This window comes from Pseudomonas sp. LBUM1655, assembly GCF_059716085.1.
Genome location: NZ_CP166801.1, coordinates 3,946,466 through 3,962,740 on the forward strand (window position 1 = coordinate 3,946,466; position 16,275 = coordinate 3,962,740).

A 16,275-nucleotide genomic window follows, 5' to 3' on the forward strand; every position below is an offset into this window, starting at 1 on the left:
GTGATGAAGCCGCTGCCGATGCGCCTCGGGGATCTGTCGGTGGGTTTCGTCCATAGCCTCGCCGATGCCGTCCGCAGCCATGGCGCCGATCCCCAGCCGTTACTGGAGCAGTACGGTCTGGATGCCGCTCGCTTGGCCGAGGCCGGGGCCCGGTTGTCGATTCCGCGTTATATGCGTTTGGGGCACAGTGCGATTCAACTCACGGAAGATCCGGCACTGGGCCTGCGCATGGGCCAGCTCAGCCGTTTGAGCCAAGCCGGATTGGCTGGCGTCACCGCATCGCAGGCGCCCACCGTGCGTGAGGCGGCACGTTGTTTGATTCGCTTCGAGCCGCTGTACGGCTCCAACTATCGCGGCCAGTCGAGCTTTCACGAAGACGCCAATGGCGCCTGGCTGCGCTTCTATTCGATCAGCCCGTACAACGCCTATAACCGCTTTGTGGTGGATTCGATCATCGCTGGATGGCTGCAGCAATTATCCAGCGTCAACCGCGAACCGCTGCGCGCCGAACGCATCGAAATCGAGTTCGAAGAGCCGGATTATCGTGAAGCCTACAACGCATTGGGAGATGGCCCGATCCAGTTCGGTGCCGAGCGCAACCAGTTGCGCTTGAGCCTGAATAGCCTCGCCCAGCGCAATCCGGAGCATTGCCCAAGCACGTGGAAGCATTTGATCGGGTTGTGTGAGCGGGAACTGGAACAACTGACCCGTACCCGCAGCCTGCGCGAACGCATCACGCAATTGCTTGGGCCGTTGCTTAATGGCGGCCGGGAACCCGACCTGGAAGAAGTGGCGGCGCGCCTGAAGCTGCCGACGTGGACCTTGCGGCGCAAACTGGCCGAGGAAGGCACACAGTTTCGCGCGATCCTCAATGACACTCGGCGTGATCTGGCGATGACCTACATTCGCGACACCGAACTGGCGTTCGGCGAAATCGCCTACCTGCTGGGCTTTGCCTCAGCCGAAGCATTCCAGCGCGCATTCAAACGCTGGAGCGGTCAGACACCCGGCGAGTTCCGCCGTAGTCATCGCAAAACTGCTTGAGGTTTTAAAGCTCGGTGGCGTCTTCTGCCGGCTCAGGCGAGTCGAGTTCATAAGCCTGGAATTCGAGCAGTTCTTCTTGATAGTCATCCATTGTGTAATCCCCCTACTGCTCTCTTCGATAATGTCCCGAGCATAACGTGCCCGTGTGAAGGAAAAATGAAACACGGCCTTCATGAATAAAACGTAGCAGGCGGTCAGGAATTTATCGCGGGGTTTTTGTCAGGGGAATGTAACGACATTTCACCTGTAGGAGCTGCCGAAGGCTGCGATCTTTTGATTTTTTTAAGATCAAGATCAAAAGATCGCAGCCTTCGGCAGCTCCTACAGGGAGCAGCGGTTTACTGGCCGGAGGCTGGCATCGCTGGAATCGGCTCGGACGGCGGCGGGATGTCCGTCGGATTGGCCGGTGGCGTGATGGTTTCTGTGGCCGGCGCAGGCTCTGCACTCGGCGCCGGTGTGATCGGCGTGGAATCCGCTGGCGGCGCAACCGGCTCTGAACTGACCGGTGCGGTCTCAACAGGTGCAGGTGCGGTCACCGCTGGTGCGGGTGCAGGAGCGGGCTCCGCCGCTGGAACCAAAGGCGCTGGAGCCGCTTTCGGCTCAGGCACGCCGAGATCGGTCTTCGGCTTCTCTTCGATATGCGCCGCTTTCTTCGTTTCTGCCGGCAGGAACTGCTCGACCAGCGTAAAGAAGCGCTCATAGAACTTTTGTGCCGTCACCGTCTCGCTGGCGACCTTGACCATCGAATCGTCCGAGGAACCGATCGGCATCGACACCGAACCCAGCACACCGACACCCAGGCTGGCCGAGTTGTTGGTCTTCTTCAGAGCGTAACGATCCTGCAGGGCGTTGGCGAACATCGTGGCATGGTGCCCGGCAGTGCCGTCATCTGCGCAGACCACGTTGAAGCTGATCTCCATGTGGGTATCGCCGGTTTGCTGGAAGCTCTTGTGGCCGCTGACCAGTTTCGGATCGCTGCTGGTGATGATGTAACCCTGGCTCAGCAAAGCACGACGGGCCGCTTCACAGCTGACCGAGTCAGTCACTGGATAATTGCGCGAAAACGTACCGGAGTCATCGAAGTTCTCATGCTCATACATCGGCTTGTCTTTCGAACAGCCGGCAACAGCAGTCAACAACAGCGCCAACCCGACAACACGCAGGGGAGTGAAAATCAACATTGAACATCCTGAGAGAAAACAGTCCGGGGCGTATTGTGCAACAGATCGCGGCCCCGCGGCGTATGGATTAGTGTCTTAAAACGGTTACAACTCTAACGACTCTCGATTGCGGGAAAAAGTCGCGCCGATAAATGATCAATGAACACCCGCAATTTCGCAGTCGCGTGGCGGCTCGACGGCCACAGAATCCAGAACTGCCCGGTGTGTTCCAGATACCGATCCAGCACCCTTTGCAGGTGCCCTGCGGCGAATGCCTCATGGGTCATGAAGTCCGGCAGGCAAGCGATTCCCATCCCGGCCAACGCCGCGTGGTTAACGGCCTCAATGGATGTGCTGACCAGTCGCACCGGCAATATTGGCTCAGCCGCAGACACCTCTCGACGCAGGGGCCACGGCTCCATTTTGCCGGTGGCATGGAAGGTGTGGCGCAGACACGCGTGAGCCGCTAGATCCGTATCGATCAAGTACTGCTGGTATACGGCGTGGCCTCGGTGCTGAGCCTGTGGAGTCGGCAGCTTGATTGATCGCTGGCTGCGCGAACTGGTGCTGATCAGCGCACTGCTGTTCATGCTCTCGGCCATTGCACTCGGCCTGTGGCGCGAATTGCCGAGCGTGGTCTACCTCGCCACCGCCGTGTGGGGGTTGGCATTTGGTGCCATGCCATCGTTGCTGCAAACAGCCTCGGCGAAAACGGCAAAAAACGCCGCCGATACCGCGCAGTCGATGTTGGTTACTTTGTGGAATGTCGGCATTGCTGGGGGTGGGTTGGCAGGAGGTCTGATGTTGGGCAGCGTGGGCGTTGAGCACTTTCCGTGGATCGTCGCGGCGTTGCTGGTTTCGACCTTGTATGCGGCCATCAATGCGAGAGCACATGGATTTCCGCGCGCGGGATAATACCGATTGATGAGCGACGCTGTAACGACTGGCGCCTTCCCGATGTGATTCAAGTGCTTCTGATAGAGATTGGTCGGCAGACAGGCCGCCATCGCTGGCAAGTAAGCTCCCACAAAAAAGCCCCGGCTGATCGGCCGGGGCTCTGGTTTCGCAACTCAATCAAACATCAAAAACGCTTGATCTCTGCCTGAGCTTCCAACTGCTTGCGATACGCCGCAAAGTCCTGCTGACCTTCACGCGACGCGAGGAAGCGACGGTACTGCGCCTTCTCTTCATCAGTCGGCGCAGCCGCTTCGTTGACGCCGTTCAGACGCACGATCATCAGACTGCCATCGGGCAGAGTAACGCTGCTGAACGTTGGCTTGTCCTTGGCAGCCGGCTTCGGCATGCGGAACAACGCTTGCAGCACCGCAGGATCAACACCTTCCTGACCACGGGTGGCCGCTTCGGTGGTTTTCCAGTTCTGACCGTCAACCGCCTTGTCCAATGGAGCCTTGCCATCGCGCAGATCAGCGATCAGCTTATCGGCCTTGGTCTTGGCAGCAGCGCTCGCGTGCTCTTTGGTCAGTTGGGTGCGGATAGCCGCACTCACACTTTCCAGAGGCAATTGCGCAGGCTTCAAGTGTTCCTTGGCGCGCAGGACGATCACCGTTTCCGGATCCAGTTCGATGGCGGTGCTGTTGGCGCCCTCATCGATCACTTCAGTGCTGAACGCAGCAGTAACCACGGCACGGTTGGCCGCAACACCTTCGCCACCTTCACGGCCAAACGGCTTGGAAGTGTGCACTGTCAGTTTCAGATCCGCCGCTGGCTGTGCCAGGTCGGACGCCTCGAACGCAGAGTCTTCCAGTTGCTTGGTCGCCTCGACGAAACGCTGCTCGACCTGCGCGGCTTTCAGCTCGCGGGTCAGCTTGTCTTTCAGGCTGGCCAGGGTCGGTACTTCAGGTGCTTCAACACCCAGCAGTTTGATCAAGTGGTAACCGAAATCGGTGCGAACCGGCTCGGAAACCTGATCTTTAGCCAACGAGTACAGGGCTTTTTCGAAGGCCGGATCGTAGACGCCAGGACCCGCATAACCAAGGTCACCGCCAGTGTTGGCCGAACCCGGATCCTGCGAGAACTCTTTGGCCAGCGCTTCGAATTTCTCGCCCTTGGCCAGACGCGCCTGGACTTCTTCGATCTTCGCCTTGGCCTGAGCCTCGGTGGTCTTGTCGTTCACTTCGATCAGAATGTGCGCCGCGCGACGCTGTTCCGACAGGTTGGCGATCTCTTTCTGATACGCCGCTTGCAGGTCTTCGTCCTTGACGGCGACCTGATCAAAGAACGAAGCCTTCTTCAGCTCGATGTAATCGATGACCACTTGATCCGGGGTCATGAATTCCTTGGCGTGCTCGTCGTAGTAAGCCTTGACCTCATCGTCGGTCAGCTTGACCGCGGCCGGATCAGCCTTGACGTTAAGGGTCGCGAAATCGCGGGTCTGTTTTTCCAGACGGGCGAATGCCAGCACTTCGGCGTCGGTGACGAAACCGCTGCCCGCCACACCGGCACGGACTTGGCCGATCAGCATTTCCTGAGCCAGCATCTGGCGGAATTGCATACGGCTGTAACCCAGTTGACGGATCACCTGGTCGAAACGCTCGGAGCTGAACTTGCCATCAACCTGGAATTCAGGCGTCTGCAGGATCACTTGATCCAGTGCACCTTCGGAGAAAGCGAATTTCGCTTGTTCGGCACCTTGCAGCAACAACTTGCGATCGATCAGACCCTTGAGGGCAGATTCGCGGAGCATTTTTTCATCGAGCAACGAAGCGTCGAAATCCTTGCCCAGCTGTTGCATCAGCTGACGTCGTTGCATATCAACGGCCTGGCTGAGCTCGTTCTGACTGATGTCTTCACCGTTGACCGTGGCCGCATTCTGGCTGTTGGTCGTAGCCTGGAAAATGGCTTCGATACCCGTGAACGCCATCAATACAACGATGATCCCGATAATGGTCTTGGCAATCCAGCCTTGTGAATTGTCCCTGATATTCTGCAGCATGCGTCCCCCAGAAACGGTTGAACTTCAAAATTAGGCAACCGTGGAGCGTGGGTAGAATCCGGATAGAAGAAAGGCGCATCCGAGGATGCGCCTTCTCGTAACTGGCGGAGCGGACAGGGCTCGAACCCTCGATCCCGGCGTTACAGATGTCTATTCAAGCCACCTGCTCTACCGCTCCGCTGCCAAGTCAGGCATTACCCCGACCCGGATGGGTAAAAACTGAAACTTAGTTAACCGCTTCTTTCAGTGCTTTACCGGCTTTGAAACCTGGCTTTTTGGCAGCCGGGATTTCCAGAGTCTTGCCGGTCTGAGGGTTACGACCGGTACGAGCCGGACGATCAGTCACGGAGAAAGTACCGAAACCAACCAGAACAACGGAGTCGCCAGCCTTGAGAGCGCCAGTGACGGATTCGATTACAGCGTCCAGCGCACGGCCAGCAGCAGCTTTCGGGATATCAGCGGATGCAGCGATAGCATCAATCAGTTCCGACTTGTTCACTCTAAGTCCCCTTATATCTATTTTGAGATGATTCTAAGTTTTTTGGTGAAAGCAAAAACGAGTGCTGAATGGCCTACAGACACTTAAGAGCCGCTTTATAACAAGGGCTCTAAAAAGCTGTCAAGGAAGCCACCCAGTCAAAAACGTATTAATGCGTGCTAATTCTTTCCTTAGAGTCAGACTCACGTTTTTCGTCCTTGGCAACTATCTCCGGAGCCACATCCGGCAAGGGCTCCGGCGCGTATTGCAGCGCAATTTGCAGGACCTCGTCAATCCATTTAACCGGTTTAATCTGCAGATCCTGCTTGATATTGTCAGGAATCTCCTTCAGATCGCGCACGTTCTCTTCCGGAATAATCACAATCTTGATTCCGCCGCGGTGTGCCGCCAACAGTTTTTCCTTCAGACCGCCAATAGCCAGCACCTGACCACGCAGGGTGATTTCGCCAGTCATGGCGACATCGGCGCGCACCGGGATCCCGGTCAAAGCCGACACCAACGCAGTGCACATGCCTACACCGGCGCTAGGACCGTCTTTCGGGGTAGCCCCTTCCGGCATGTGGATGTGCGTGTCGCGCTTCTCGTGGAAGTCCAGAGGAATGCCCAAACTCTTCGCGCGGCTGCGCACCACGGTCAGAGCAGCAGTAATCGATTCGACCATGACGTCGCCCAGCGAACCCGTCTTGATCAACTGACCTTTACCCGGAACAACTGCCGCTTCAATGGTCAGCAATTCGCCGCCAACCTGAGTCCAGGCAAGGCCGGTGACCTGACCGATCTGATCCTGTTGCTCAGCCAGGCCGTAGCGAAACTTCCGCACGCCGAGGAAGTGCTCCAGCAATTCAGCTGTCACTTTCACCGAGAAACGTTTTTCCAGCGCGTGCTCTTTCACCGCCTTGCGGCAGACCTTGGCAATCTGACGTTCAAGGCCACGCACGCCGGCTTCACGGGTGTAGTAACGAATGATGTCGCGGATCGCTTCCGCGTCGAATTCCAGCTCGCCTTTCTTCAGACCATTGGCTGCGATCTGTTTTGGCGACAGGTATTTGACCGCGATGTTGATCTTCTCGTCTTCGGTGTAGCCCGGCAGACGGATCACTTCCATCCGGTCGAGCAGCGCCGGCGGGATATTCATCGAGTTCGAAGTGCACAGGAACATCACATCCGACAGGTCGTAATCGACTTCCAGATAGTGATCGTTGAAGTTGTGGTTCTGCTCGGGATCGAGCACTTCCAGCAATGCCGACGCCGGATCGCCACGCATATCGCTGCCCATTTTGTCGATTTCATCGAGCAGGAACAGCGGGTTGCGTACCCCCACTTTTGTCATCTTTTGAATCAATCTTCCCGGCATCGAACCGATGTAAGTCCGGCGGTGACCGCGAATTTCCGCTTCATCACGCACACCACCAAGGGCCATACGCACGAATTTGCGGTTGGTGGCGTGGGCAATCGACTCCGCCAGCGAGGTTTTACCTACACCAGGAGGACCGACCAGGCACAACACCGGGCCACGGATTTTCTTCACGCGTTTTTGCACGGCGAGGTATTCAAGGATGCGCTCCTTGACCTCTTCGAGACCGTAGTGATCGGCATCGAGAATGTCTTCTGCGCGCGCCAGATCCAGACGCACCTTGCTCTGGGCCTTCCACGGCACCTGCACCAGCCAGTCGATGTACGAGCGCACCACGGTGGCCTCGGCGGACATCGGCGACATTTGCTTGAGCTTGTTCAACTCGGCAGTGGCCTTGGCCAGCGCATCTTTCGGCAGACCGGCAGCGTCGATACGCTTTTTCAGATCTTCGATTTCATTGTGGCCTTCGTCGCTATCGCCGAGCTCTTTCTGAATGGCCTTCATCTGCTCGTTCAGGTAGTACTCGCGCTGACTGCGCTCCATCTGCTTTTTGACGCGACCACGAATACGCTTTTCGACTTGCAGCAGATCGATTTCGGCGTCGAGCAACGCCAAAACGTGCTCGACCCGGGCCGACAAATCGATAATTTCGAGGATTTCCTGCTTCTGCTCGATCTTTAGCGCCATGTGTGCGGCCATGGTATCGACCAGGCGACCCGGCTCATCGATGCTGTTGAGCGACGACAGGACTTCAGCCGGGACTTTCTTGCCCAACTGCACATATTGTTCGAATTGCGACAGCAGCGTGCGCACGAACACTTCGGATTCGCGCTCGGCAGCGTCGACTTCTTCGATCAGCGACACTTCGGCGCGGCAGTGGCCGTCGACTTCGCTGAAGCGCTCAACGGTACCGCGCTGCTCACCCTCGACCAGCACCTTGACGGTGCCGTCAGGCAGCTTGAGCAGCTGTAGAACAGTGGCGATGGTACCTACGCGATAGAGAGCGTCTTCACCGGGATCATCATCAGCCGGGTTTCTCTGGGCCAACAGCAGGATCTGCTTGTCGCCCGTCATCGCTGCCTCGAGGGCTTCGATGGATTTCTCGCGCCCCACGAACAGCGGGATAACCATGTGCGGATAAACCACGACATCACGCAATGGCAGGAGAGGCAATTCGATGGTTGTCTTCATGATTTCGCCTCTACGGCGGCCATATGGCCGTAATCAGATGGAATTAAGCTTGAAACCAAGATGGGGGCTGCCTTGAAAAAAAACAAGCGCAAAGCAGATGTAAAAAACGACATAAAAAAAAAGAGGCCCGAAGGCCCCTTCTTTATTCCGGCAGAGTGGACGCTTAAGCGTCCGGCGCTGCCTTGGCTGTCGGCTCACTGTTCTCGTAGATATACAGTGGCTTGGACTTGCCTTCGATCACGCTTTCATCGATCACGACTTTGCTCACCTCGGACTGCGAGGGGATCTCATACATCGTGTCGAGCAGTACACCTTCGAGAATCGAGCGCAGACCACGTGCACCGGTTTTACGTTCCAGGGCACGCTTGGCGACCGATTTCAGCGCGTCGGAACGGAATTCCAGATCCACGCCTTCCATCTCGAACAGCTTTGCATACTGTTTGGTCAGAGCATTTTTCGGCTCGGTGAGAATCTGCATCAGCGCAGCCTCATCCAGCTCGTCCAGCGTCGCGAGGACCGGCAGACGACCGACGAACTCCGGGATCAGACCGAACTTGACCAGATCGTCAGGCTCGACTTCACGCAGGGATTCACCGACTTTCTTGCCCTCTTCCTTGCTACGTACTTCTGCGTTGAAACCGATGCCACCCTTGGTGGAACGGTTCTGGATGACCTTCTCGAGACCCGAGAACGCACCACCGCAGATGAACAGGATGTTACGGGTGTCGACCTGCAGGAATTCCTGCTGCGGATGCTTACGGCCACCTTGCGGCGGTACGGAAGCGACCGTGCCTTCGATCAACTTGAGCAAGGCCTGCTGCACGCCTTCACCGGATACATCGCGGGTGATCGACGGGTTGTCGGACTTGCGGGAAATCTTGTCGATTTCGTCGATGTAGACAATACCCATCTGGGCTTTCTCTACGTCGTAATCGCACTTCTGCAGCAGTTTCTGAATGATGTTCTCGACATCTTCACCCACGTAACCGGCCTCGGTGAGGGTGGTTGCGTCAGCGATGGTGAACGGAACGTTCAGCAGGCGGGCCAGTGTTTCGGCCAGCAGGGTTTTACCGGAGCCTGTCGGGCCGATCAGCAGGATGTTGCTCTTGCCGAGTTCGACGTCGTCAGCCTTTTTGTCACGCTGGTTCAGGCGCTTGTAGTGGTTGTACACCGCTACGGCCAAAACCTTTTTCGCACGCTCCTGACCAATCACATATTGGTCAAGGATGCCGCTGATTTCTTTAGGCGAAGGCAATTTATGCGCGCTGCTTTCGGCCTGGGCTTCCTGCACCTCCTCGCGGATGATGTCATTGCACAGGTCGACGCACTCGTCGCAGATAAAGACCGAGGGGCCGGCAATCAATTTGCGCACTTCATGCTGGCTTTTGCCACAGAAGGAGCAATAGAGCAGCTTGCCGTTGTCCTCGCCGTTGCGGGTGTCAGTCATTCGTTCGATCCAAATCCGATAGGCTTGCAACACAAGATGAAGGCTATTGCGGGCTTTTTCAAGCCCGCCGCTGATCAGACGCGCCGACCAAGCCTATTTTGAGCTGCTTATTTTAAGCTGGGCGCTGGTTGATGACTTCGTCGATCAAGCCATATTCCTTCGCAGCTTCTGCACTCATGAAGTTATCGCGGTTGGTATCGCGCTCGATTTCTTCCAGAGTGCGACCGCTGTGCTTGGCCATCAGCGTGTTCAGGCGCTCGCGAATGAAGAGGATTTCCTTGGCATGGATTTCGATATCCGACGCCTGGCCCTGGAACCCGCCCAGTGGCTGGTGAATCATCACACGCGAGTTCGGCAGGCAGAAACGCTTGCCTGGAGCACCTGCGGTCAGCAGGAAAGCGCCCATGCTGCAGGCCTGGCCGATGCAGGTGGTCGATACGTTGGGTTTGATGAACTGCATGGTGTCGTAGATCGACATGCCCGCTGTCACCGAACCGCCCGGGGAGTTGATATAGAGATGGATGTCCTTGTCCGGGTTTTCCGCTTCAAGGAACAGCAGTTGCGCGCAGATCAGGTTGGCCATGTAGTCCTCTACCGGACCAACCAGAAAGATCACTCGCTCCTTGAGCAGGCGCGAGTAGATGTCATAGGCGCGTTCGCCACGAGCAGATTGCTCGACAACCATCGGAACCAGGCCGCCTGCGGCCTGGATATCAGAGTTCTGCTGAATATACGAATTACGGAACATGCTCTGCAGTCACTCCCAAATAGTTATGTCTTGAATACGCATAAGCCAGCTCGAGAGCTGGCTTATGTGAGCACTTCTTAACGCAAAAACAATCAGTCGGCTTGTGGAGCTTCTACCGGCTTGACCGCTTCTTCGTAAGAGACCGATTTGTCGGTCACGCTAGCTTTCTGCAGAACAGTATCCACAACTTGTTCTTCCAGCACAACCGAACGAACTTCGTTCAGTTGCTGGTCGTTCTTGTAGTACCAGGACACAACCTGCTCAGGCTCTTGGTAAGCGGAAGCCATTTCCTGAATCATTTCACGAACGCGGGCTTCGTCCGGCTTGAGGTCGAACTGCTTGACCACTTCAGCCACGATCAGACCCAGCACTACGCGGCGCTTGGCTTGCTCTTCGAACAGCTCGGCCGGCAGTTGGTCAGGCTTGATGTTGCCACCGAACTGCTGAACAGCCTGCACGCGCAGACGGTCAACTTCGTTGGACAGCAGAGCCTTAGGCACTTCGATCGGGTTGGTGGCCAGCAGACCGTCCATTACCTGATTCTTGACCTTGGATTTGATCGCCTGACGCAGTTCACGCTCCATGTTCTTGCGAACTTCGGTGCGGAAACCGTCGATGCCGCTTTCCTTGATGCCGAATTGAGCGAAGAACTCTTCGTTCAGCTCTGGCAGTTTTGGTTCGGAAACGGTGTTTACAGTCACGGTGAACTCGGCGGTTTTGCCAGCCAGGTCCAGGTTCTGATAGTCCTCAGGGAAGGTCAGGTTCAGAACGCGCTCTTCGCCAGCTTTAGCGCCAACCAGGCCTTCTTCGAAGCCTGGGATCATGCGGCCGGAACCCAGAACCAGCTGAGTACCCTTGGCGGAACCGCCAGCGAATACTTCGCCGTCAACCTTGCCAACGAAATCGATGTTCAGCTGGTCTTCGTTCTGGGCAGCGCGATCGGCCACTTCGAAACGGGTGTTCTGCTTGCGCAGGATGTCCAGCATTTTGTCCAGGTCAGCGTCAGCCACTTCAGCGTTCAGGCGCTCAACGGTGATGCCGTCGAAGCCGGCAACGGTGAACTCAGGGAACACTTCGAATACGGCAACGTATTCCAGATCCTTGCCAGCTTCCAGCGACTTGGGCTCGATCGAAGGCGAACCCGCCGGGTTCAGCTTCTGCTCAACCACAGCTTCGTAGAAGGAGGACTGGATGACATCACCAACAGCTTCCTGACGAGCATCAGCACCGAAACGGCGCTTGATTTCGCTCATTGGCACTTTGCCTGGACGGAAGCCAGCAATCTTGGCCTTTTGGGCAGTCTGCTGCAGACGCTTGTTGACCTGAGTCTCGATGCGCTCTGCCGGCACGGTGACGCTCATGCGGCGCTCGAGAGCAGTAGTATTTTCAACAGAAACTTGCATGGATATTCCTCGTTGCACAGACGTTAGCCGGCCGTTTCCGACCCCAGAATCAAGGGCATGCATTCTAGTGGGTCAAACTCAAGAAGTCACCCTACTGAAAACGGGTAAAAAAACAGCAGGCAATTTGAAGGCGGGGACAAACGGTTATAACCCGCCCTGTTCGCAAATACAGCTAATCTCGCCAAGGCTCTGCGCCGACCTCTTCTATATATAGAAGCGCCGCTGCATCACCTTTCCTGCGACCCGAGCCGGCGGTCGCCGAAAATTCGAATCCGTAAAACAAAAAAGGCGCCAGACTGTTAAATCTGGCGCCTTTCGAAATATGGGGTGGACGATGGGGATCGAACCCACGACAACGGGAGTCACAATCCCGTGCTCTACCAACTGAGCTACGCCCACCATATTGCGTAACAAAAAAGCCAAACAACTTCTTTGTTGAACCTCACCAGCCCGAAGACATGAATGAAGCTTTAATTGGTGCGGATGAAGAGACTCGAACTCTTACGCCTCGCGGCGCTGGAACCTAAATCCAGTGTGTCTACCAATTCCACCACATCCGCGGATGAAGCTTTTAAAGCAAAGGCGCCAGACCGTTAAATCTGGCGCCTTTCGAAATATGGGGTGGACGATGGGGATCGAACCCACGACAACGGGAGTCACAATCCCGTGCTCTACCAACTGAGCTACGCCCACCATATCGCGCTACTTGTGCCAAAGCTGCCTAATGGCGCACCCGGCAGGACTCGAACCTGCGACCATCCGCTTAGAAGGCGGATGCTCTATCCAGCTGAGCTACGGGCGCCTTATTAATCTGTACTCTTAAAGGACTACAAACTAAGTGCTTTCCAGCGTCGCAGAACCTTGATTCCGCTTCACCTTCTTAACCAGTGCTAGGCTGTGCCCGACAAGTGCGACGAATAGTATAGAGCGCTCCCAAGGTCGTCAAATCCTTTTTGAAAAAAATTCATTTAATTAAAGGAGTTAGGGGAATTTGCTGACCAAGCGCCTTTGCCCTCACCGCACGACATGCGAGAATGCGTTCTCATTTTTTCCCCTCTCGATGGTTAATCACGCGCAATGACTGCACAACTAATCGACGGCAAATCGATCGCCGCCAGCCTGCGCCAGCAGATCGCCCAACGAGTTGCCGAGCGTCGCCAGCAAGGCCTGCGCACTCCCGGCCTCGCGGTGATCCTGGTCGGCAGCGATCCTGCCTCTCAGGTTTATGTCTCGCACAAGCGTAAAGACTGTGAAGAGGTCGGCTTCCTCTCTCAAGCCTACGACCTGCCCTCTGAAACCACTCAGCAGGCGCTGACCGATCTGATCGATCGTCTCAATGACGATCCGGCAATCGACGGTATCCTGCTTCAACTGCCACTGCCCGAGCACCTGGACGCTTCCAAGCTGCTGGAACGCATCCGCCCGGACAAAGACGTTGACGGTTTCCATCCTTATAACGTCGGCCGTCTGGCCCAGCGGATTCCATTGCTGCGCCCCTGCACCCCAAAAGGCATCATGACCTTGCTGGAAAGCACGGGCGCTGATCTTTATGGCATGGATGCAGTGGTCGTCGGTGCTTCCAACATCGTCGGTCGCCCAATGGCGATGGAGCTGTTGCTGGCCGGCTGCACCGTGACTGTGACCCACCGCTTCACCAAGGATCTGGCTGGCCATGTCGGTCGCGCCGACCTGGTGGTCGTGGCCGCCGGCAAGCCGGGACTGGTCAAGGGCGAGTGGATCAAGGAAGGCGCGATCGTGATCGACGTCGGCATCAACCGTCAGGAAGACGGCAAACTGGTCGGTGACGTCGTGTACGAAACCGCCCTGCCCCGCGCCGGCTGGATCACTCCGGTACCGGGCGGCGTCGGCCCGATGACCCGTGCCTGCCTGCTGGAAAACACCCTTTACGCAGCAGAAACCCTGCACGTCTGATCGGTATTTACGGCAGTACAAGGACCCCGCCTTGCGCGGGGTTTTTCATGCCTGAGAAAAAACACTAACCGTTCGCCGGAAACCCCTCTTTTTACAGGCCTTTTCACGAGATTTTCAGCTCGTTCAAACAACCATCGACAGATCTTCAGCCATACTTCTAGAATGCGACGCTTTGAAGAAATAACCCGTTACAAACTAACGGAATATCCAACCTTTATGAGTTCGCCCGCGTGAAAATTCGTCTTTCGATACTGAGCCTGTTTTTTGCATTTACAGGCACATTCATCACGCCAACGATCAACGCTGCGGAAACCACCGCTGCCCCTCGTGACGCTTCGCAACTGAAGATCGCCTCCGGCAGCGCCCTGCTAATGGATATGCAGACCAATAAAGTCATCTACTCCAGTAACCCTGACGTGATCGTGCCGATCGCTTCCGTCAGCAAACTGATGACTGGCCTGGTCGTGGTTGAAGCGCGACAGAACATGGACGAATGGATCGATGTCGATATCAGTCAAACGCCGGAAATGAAGGGCGTGTTCTCCCGAGTCAAACTGAAGAGTGAACTGCCGCGTCGCGAGATGCTGCTGATCGCACTGATGTCCTCGGAGAACCGCGCGGCCGCCAGCCTCGCGCATCACTATCCGGGTGGCTACGCAGCGTTTATCGCGGCAATGAATGCCAAGGCGAAAGCGCTGGGCATGACCAGCACTCATTTTGTCGAGCCCACCGGCCTGTCACCGCGCAACGTGTCTACCGCCCGCGACTTGAGCAAGTTGCTGGTAGCCGCGCACAAACAACCGCTGCTCACCCAACTGAGCACTACCAAGGAAAAAACCGTGGCGTTTCGCAAACCCAACTACACCTTGGGTTTCCGTAACACCGACCATCTGGTGAACAAGGACAATTGGGACATCAAGATCACCAAGACCGGCTTCACCAATCAGGCCGGGCATTGCCTGGTGCTGGTAACGAGTATGGGCAACCGTCAGGTTGCCCTGGTGATTCTTGATGCATTCGGTAAATACACGCACTTTGCCGATGCCAGCCGTATCCGCAGTTGGGTCGAGACCGGCAAGAGCGCCGCCGTTCCAGCGGTGGCTCAACAGTACAAGGCCGAGAAAAACCTGAAGTCGCGCCAGAGCGGCGTAGTTGAAGCCTCAAAGTAAATAGCAGCACAAAAAAAGCCCCGAGTGATCGGGGCTTTTTGCTTTCTGCGAATCAATCATTAGGCAATGGCATTTGGTCATCGTCGGGAATGCCATCGCCCTTACTCGGATCTGGCGCAAGCCCTGGCGCCACCAACGGCCGGGCCATTGGATCGCGCAATGGACTGTCCGGATCCAGCACCGGATCCACGCCCTCTTCAGGCGTAGTCGGCACGCTGTCCGGCTTTTGGTCATCGAAGCTTGAATCGGTACTCATACGCACCTCGCATCAAGGTTTCAGATCGGCTAAAGGATCATAGGGTTTGGCCGGTTTTTGGCTGTCCTCGCCTGGCTTCACATCCTTCGGCGCCTTGGCGGGACCGATCGGGTCGACTTGCGGATCGGCGACATCCGGCGAATCCGGATCAAATCCCAGATCATCACCTGAGGAATGCTCGGAAGAATGCGGGCCTTGAGGGGATGGAGAATCTGTCATGTCGCCTCCTGATTTGCCCGCGAATTACGGGCTATAACCGTGAGAGGCCTGCCGGGTGCAGTCGTGCCCGGCAGATGACGAACGGAACTCAGTGCCCAGTCAGCGCCTTGCGCGCCTGCGCCGCTTCCGGCTCCTGACCCGCCCGGGATAGCTCATCGGCAGCCTTGAGCCAGCGCTGACGATCAACTGATGCCGGAATCTGCGAAGGCTTCTGGATCAATATGGCCCAGCCGCCGGACTTTTCGAATGCCGATTCAAAAGCACTGAAACTCATCAATTCGCGACGGTTCATGCCCGCACGCAACAGCACGTTCTGTTTATTACGATCGTAGCCGGAGAGAATCGCGTAGCGCGGTTCAGCCCAGAACGCCGAGCCCTCGCTGAAGCGCACCATCACTGGATAACCCGCCGCGACCTGAGTCAGCAACGCTGGCAAGCTCTTGTCCAACGGATACACGACCATGCCGTATTCCCGAGCCAGGTTCTGGATATTTTGCTGCAACTTGTCCTCGCCGCCGGGCAGGTGCAGCGGCTTTTCCAGCAAACCCGGGGTAATCACGATGCCCTGCTGCGACAACAGGCTGGCCAGCACTTGCGGACCGGACTGATTGGCTTCGCCGCGATAGAACGTGCCGCTCAGCTCGACCCGCTCCGGCAATCGCTTGACCTCGGGCGCAACATTGCCTGCACACCCGACCAAAAGGGCCGCGCAGCCAACCGACAACAGCGCTGCACGAATTCGAGAAAATACCTGCACCATTGTCACTCTCTGTTCAGACGCCGGTCATCGTGTTCCGGCAAGGTTCACGATCATAGGGTGGTGCAAGGCTGCGGTATAGCCTTAAACCGTAGAGACATCGATTGCATAGAGCGAACTGATTGGTCACCACCGACCTTTGG

General features: G+C 56.6%; 13 protein-coding genes, 4 tRNA genes and 2 pseudogenes. 4 read left to right on the forward strand and 15 right to left on the reverse strand.

Annotation, left to right across the window (positions count from 1 at the left end; all coding sequences use genetic code 11):
• The first annotated feature begins 3 nt into the window (after window positions 1–3).
• On the forward strand, window positions 4–1,044 hold the full coding sequence (locus ACA074_RS17560) for an AraC family transcriptional regulator (RefSeq protein WP_187680479.1): 1,041 nt from the start codon (window positions 4–6) through the stop codon (window positions 1,042–1,044).
• Window positions 1,045–1,382: 338 nt separating this feature from the next.
• Here the strand turns inward: ACA074_RS17560 and ACA074_RS17565 are convergent, their stop codons facing one another.
• Both ACA074_RS17565 and ACA074_RS17570 read right to left on the reverse strand, forming a co-directional pair.
• The gene (locus ACA074_RS17565) at window positions 1,383–2,225 is read right to left on the reverse strand and encodes a DUF2242 domain-containing protein (RefSeq protein WP_187680480.1); all 843 of its coding nucleotides are present in this window, start codon (window positions 2,223–2,225) and stop codon (window positions 1,383–1,385) included.
• A gap of 92 nt (window positions 2,226–2,317) precedes the next feature.
• Window positions 2,318–2,680: pseudogene (locus ACA074_RS17570) on the reverse strand (LysR substrate-binding domain-containing protein); the annotation flags it as partial.
• On the opposite strand from ACA074_RS17570, the pseudogene ACA074_RS17575 reads away from it, so the two are divergent.
• A pseudogene (locus ACA074_RS17575) lies at window positions 2,681–3,119 on the forward strand (MFS transporter); the annotation flags it as partial.
• 166 nt (window positions 3,120–3,285) lie between these two features.
• Here ACA074_RS17575 and ACA074_RS17580 read toward each other — a convergent pair.
• From ACA074_RS17580 to ACA074_RS17625, 10 genes are all read right to left on the reverse strand, one after another.
• Window positions 3,286–5,157: a SurA N-terminal domain-containing protein gene (locus ACA074_RS17580; protein WP_401268517.1), complete on the reverse strand. Its 1,872-nt coding sequence runs from the start codon at window positions 5,155–5,157 to the stop codon at window positions 3,286–3,288.
• Between the two features lie 226 nt (window positions 5,158–5,383).
• On the reverse strand, window positions 5,384–5,656 hold the full coding sequence (locus tag ACA074_RS17585) for an HU family DNA-binding protein (protein WP_003183171.1): 273 nt from the start codon (window positions 5,654–5,656) through the stop codon (window positions 5,384–5,386).
• Window positions 5,657–5,804: 148 nt separating this feature from the next.
• Window positions 5,805–8,201, reverse strand: coding sequence for an endopeptidase La (lon, locus tag ACA074_RS17590; protein ID WP_187680484.1), 2,397 nt, complete (start codon window positions 8,199–8,201; stop codon window positions 5,805–5,807).
• Window positions 8,202–8,364: 163 nt separating this feature from the next.
• Complete coding sequence (gene clpX, locus ACA074_RS17595; RefSeq protein WP_016775335.1) at window positions 8,365–9,648, reverse strand: ATP-dependent Clp protease ATP-binding subunit ClpX; 1,284 nt, start codon at window positions 9,646–9,648, stop codon at window positions 8,365–8,367.
• Window positions 9,649–9,760: 112 nt separating this feature from the next.
• Window positions 9,761–10,396: an ATP-dependent Clp endopeptidase proteolytic subunit ClpP gene (gene clpP / locus ACA074_RS17600; protein WP_007951559.1), complete on the reverse strand. Its 636-nt coding sequence runs from the start codon at window positions 10,394–10,396 to the stop codon at window positions 9,761–9,763.
• A 92-nt stretch (window positions 10,397–10,488) separates the two neighbouring features.
• The gene (tig, locus tag ACA074_RS17605) at window positions 10,489–11,799 is read right to left on the reverse strand and encodes a trigger factor (protein ID WP_497677490.1); all 1,311 of its coding nucleotides are present in this window, start codon (window positions 11,797–11,799) and stop codon (window positions 10,489–10,491) included.
• A 323-nt stretch (window positions 11,800–12,122) separates the two neighbouring features.
• Window positions 12,123–12,198 (reverse strand) — tRNA-His (locus tag ACA074_RS17610).
• A 76-nt stretch (window positions 12,199–12,274) separates the two neighbouring features.
• Window positions 12,275–12,359 (reverse strand) — tRNA-Leu (locus ACA074_RS17615).
• Between the two features lie 57 nt (window positions 12,360–12,416).
• Window positions 12,417–12,492, reverse strand: a tRNA-His gene (locus ACA074_RS17620).
• Between the two features lie 32 nt (window positions 12,493–12,524).
• Window positions 12,525–12,601: transfer RNA gene (locus tag ACA074_RS17625), tRNA-Arg, on the reverse strand.
• Between the two features lie 275 nt (window positions 12,602–12,876).
• Here ACA074_RS17625 and folD point away from each other — a divergent pair.
• Together folD and pbpG are read left to right on the forward strand one after the other, a co-directional pair.
• Complete coding sequence (gene folD / locus ACA074_RS17630; RefSeq protein ID WP_401272093.1) at window positions 12,877–13,731, forward strand: bifunctional methylenetetrahydrofolate dehydrogenase/methenyltetrahydrofolate cyclohydrolase FolD; 855 nt, start codon at window positions 12,877–12,879, stop codon at window positions 13,729–13,731.
• Between the two features lie 230 nt (window positions 13,732–13,961).
• Window positions 13,962–14,900, forward strand: a complete 939-nt coding sequence (gene pbpG / locus ACA074_RS17635; protein ID WP_187680487.1) for a D-alanyl-D-alanine endopeptidase — start codon at window positions 13,962–13,964, stop codon at window positions 14,898–14,900.
• Window positions 14,901–14,952: 52 nt separating this feature from the next.
• Here the strand turns inward: pbpG and ACA074_RS17640 are convergent, their stop codons facing one another.
• From ACA074_RS17640 to ACA074_RS17650, 3 genes are all read right to left on the reverse strand, one after another.
• Window positions 14,953–15,156 carry a hypothetical protein gene (locus tag ACA074_RS17640; protein WP_305438702.1) on the reverse strand — a complete coding sequence of 68 codons (204 nt, stop codon included), beginning with the start codon at window positions 15,154–15,156 and terminating at the stop codon, window positions 14,953–14,955.
• 12 nt (window positions 15,157–15,168) lie between these two features.
• Window positions 15,169–15,375, reverse strand: coding sequence for a DUF6021 family protein (locus tag ACA074_RS17645; protein ID WP_489880308.1), 207 nt, complete (start codon window positions 15,373–15,375; stop codon window positions 15,169–15,171).
• A gap of 88 nt (window positions 15,376–15,463) precedes the next feature.
• Window positions 15,464–16,135 (reverse strand): C39 family peptidase, encoded by a 672-nt coding sequence (locus tag ACA074_RS17650; RefSeq protein WP_497677491.1) that lies wholly within the window; start codon window positions 16,133–16,135, stop codon window positions 15,464–15,466.
• Window positions 16,136–16,275: the final 140 nt, after the last annotated feature.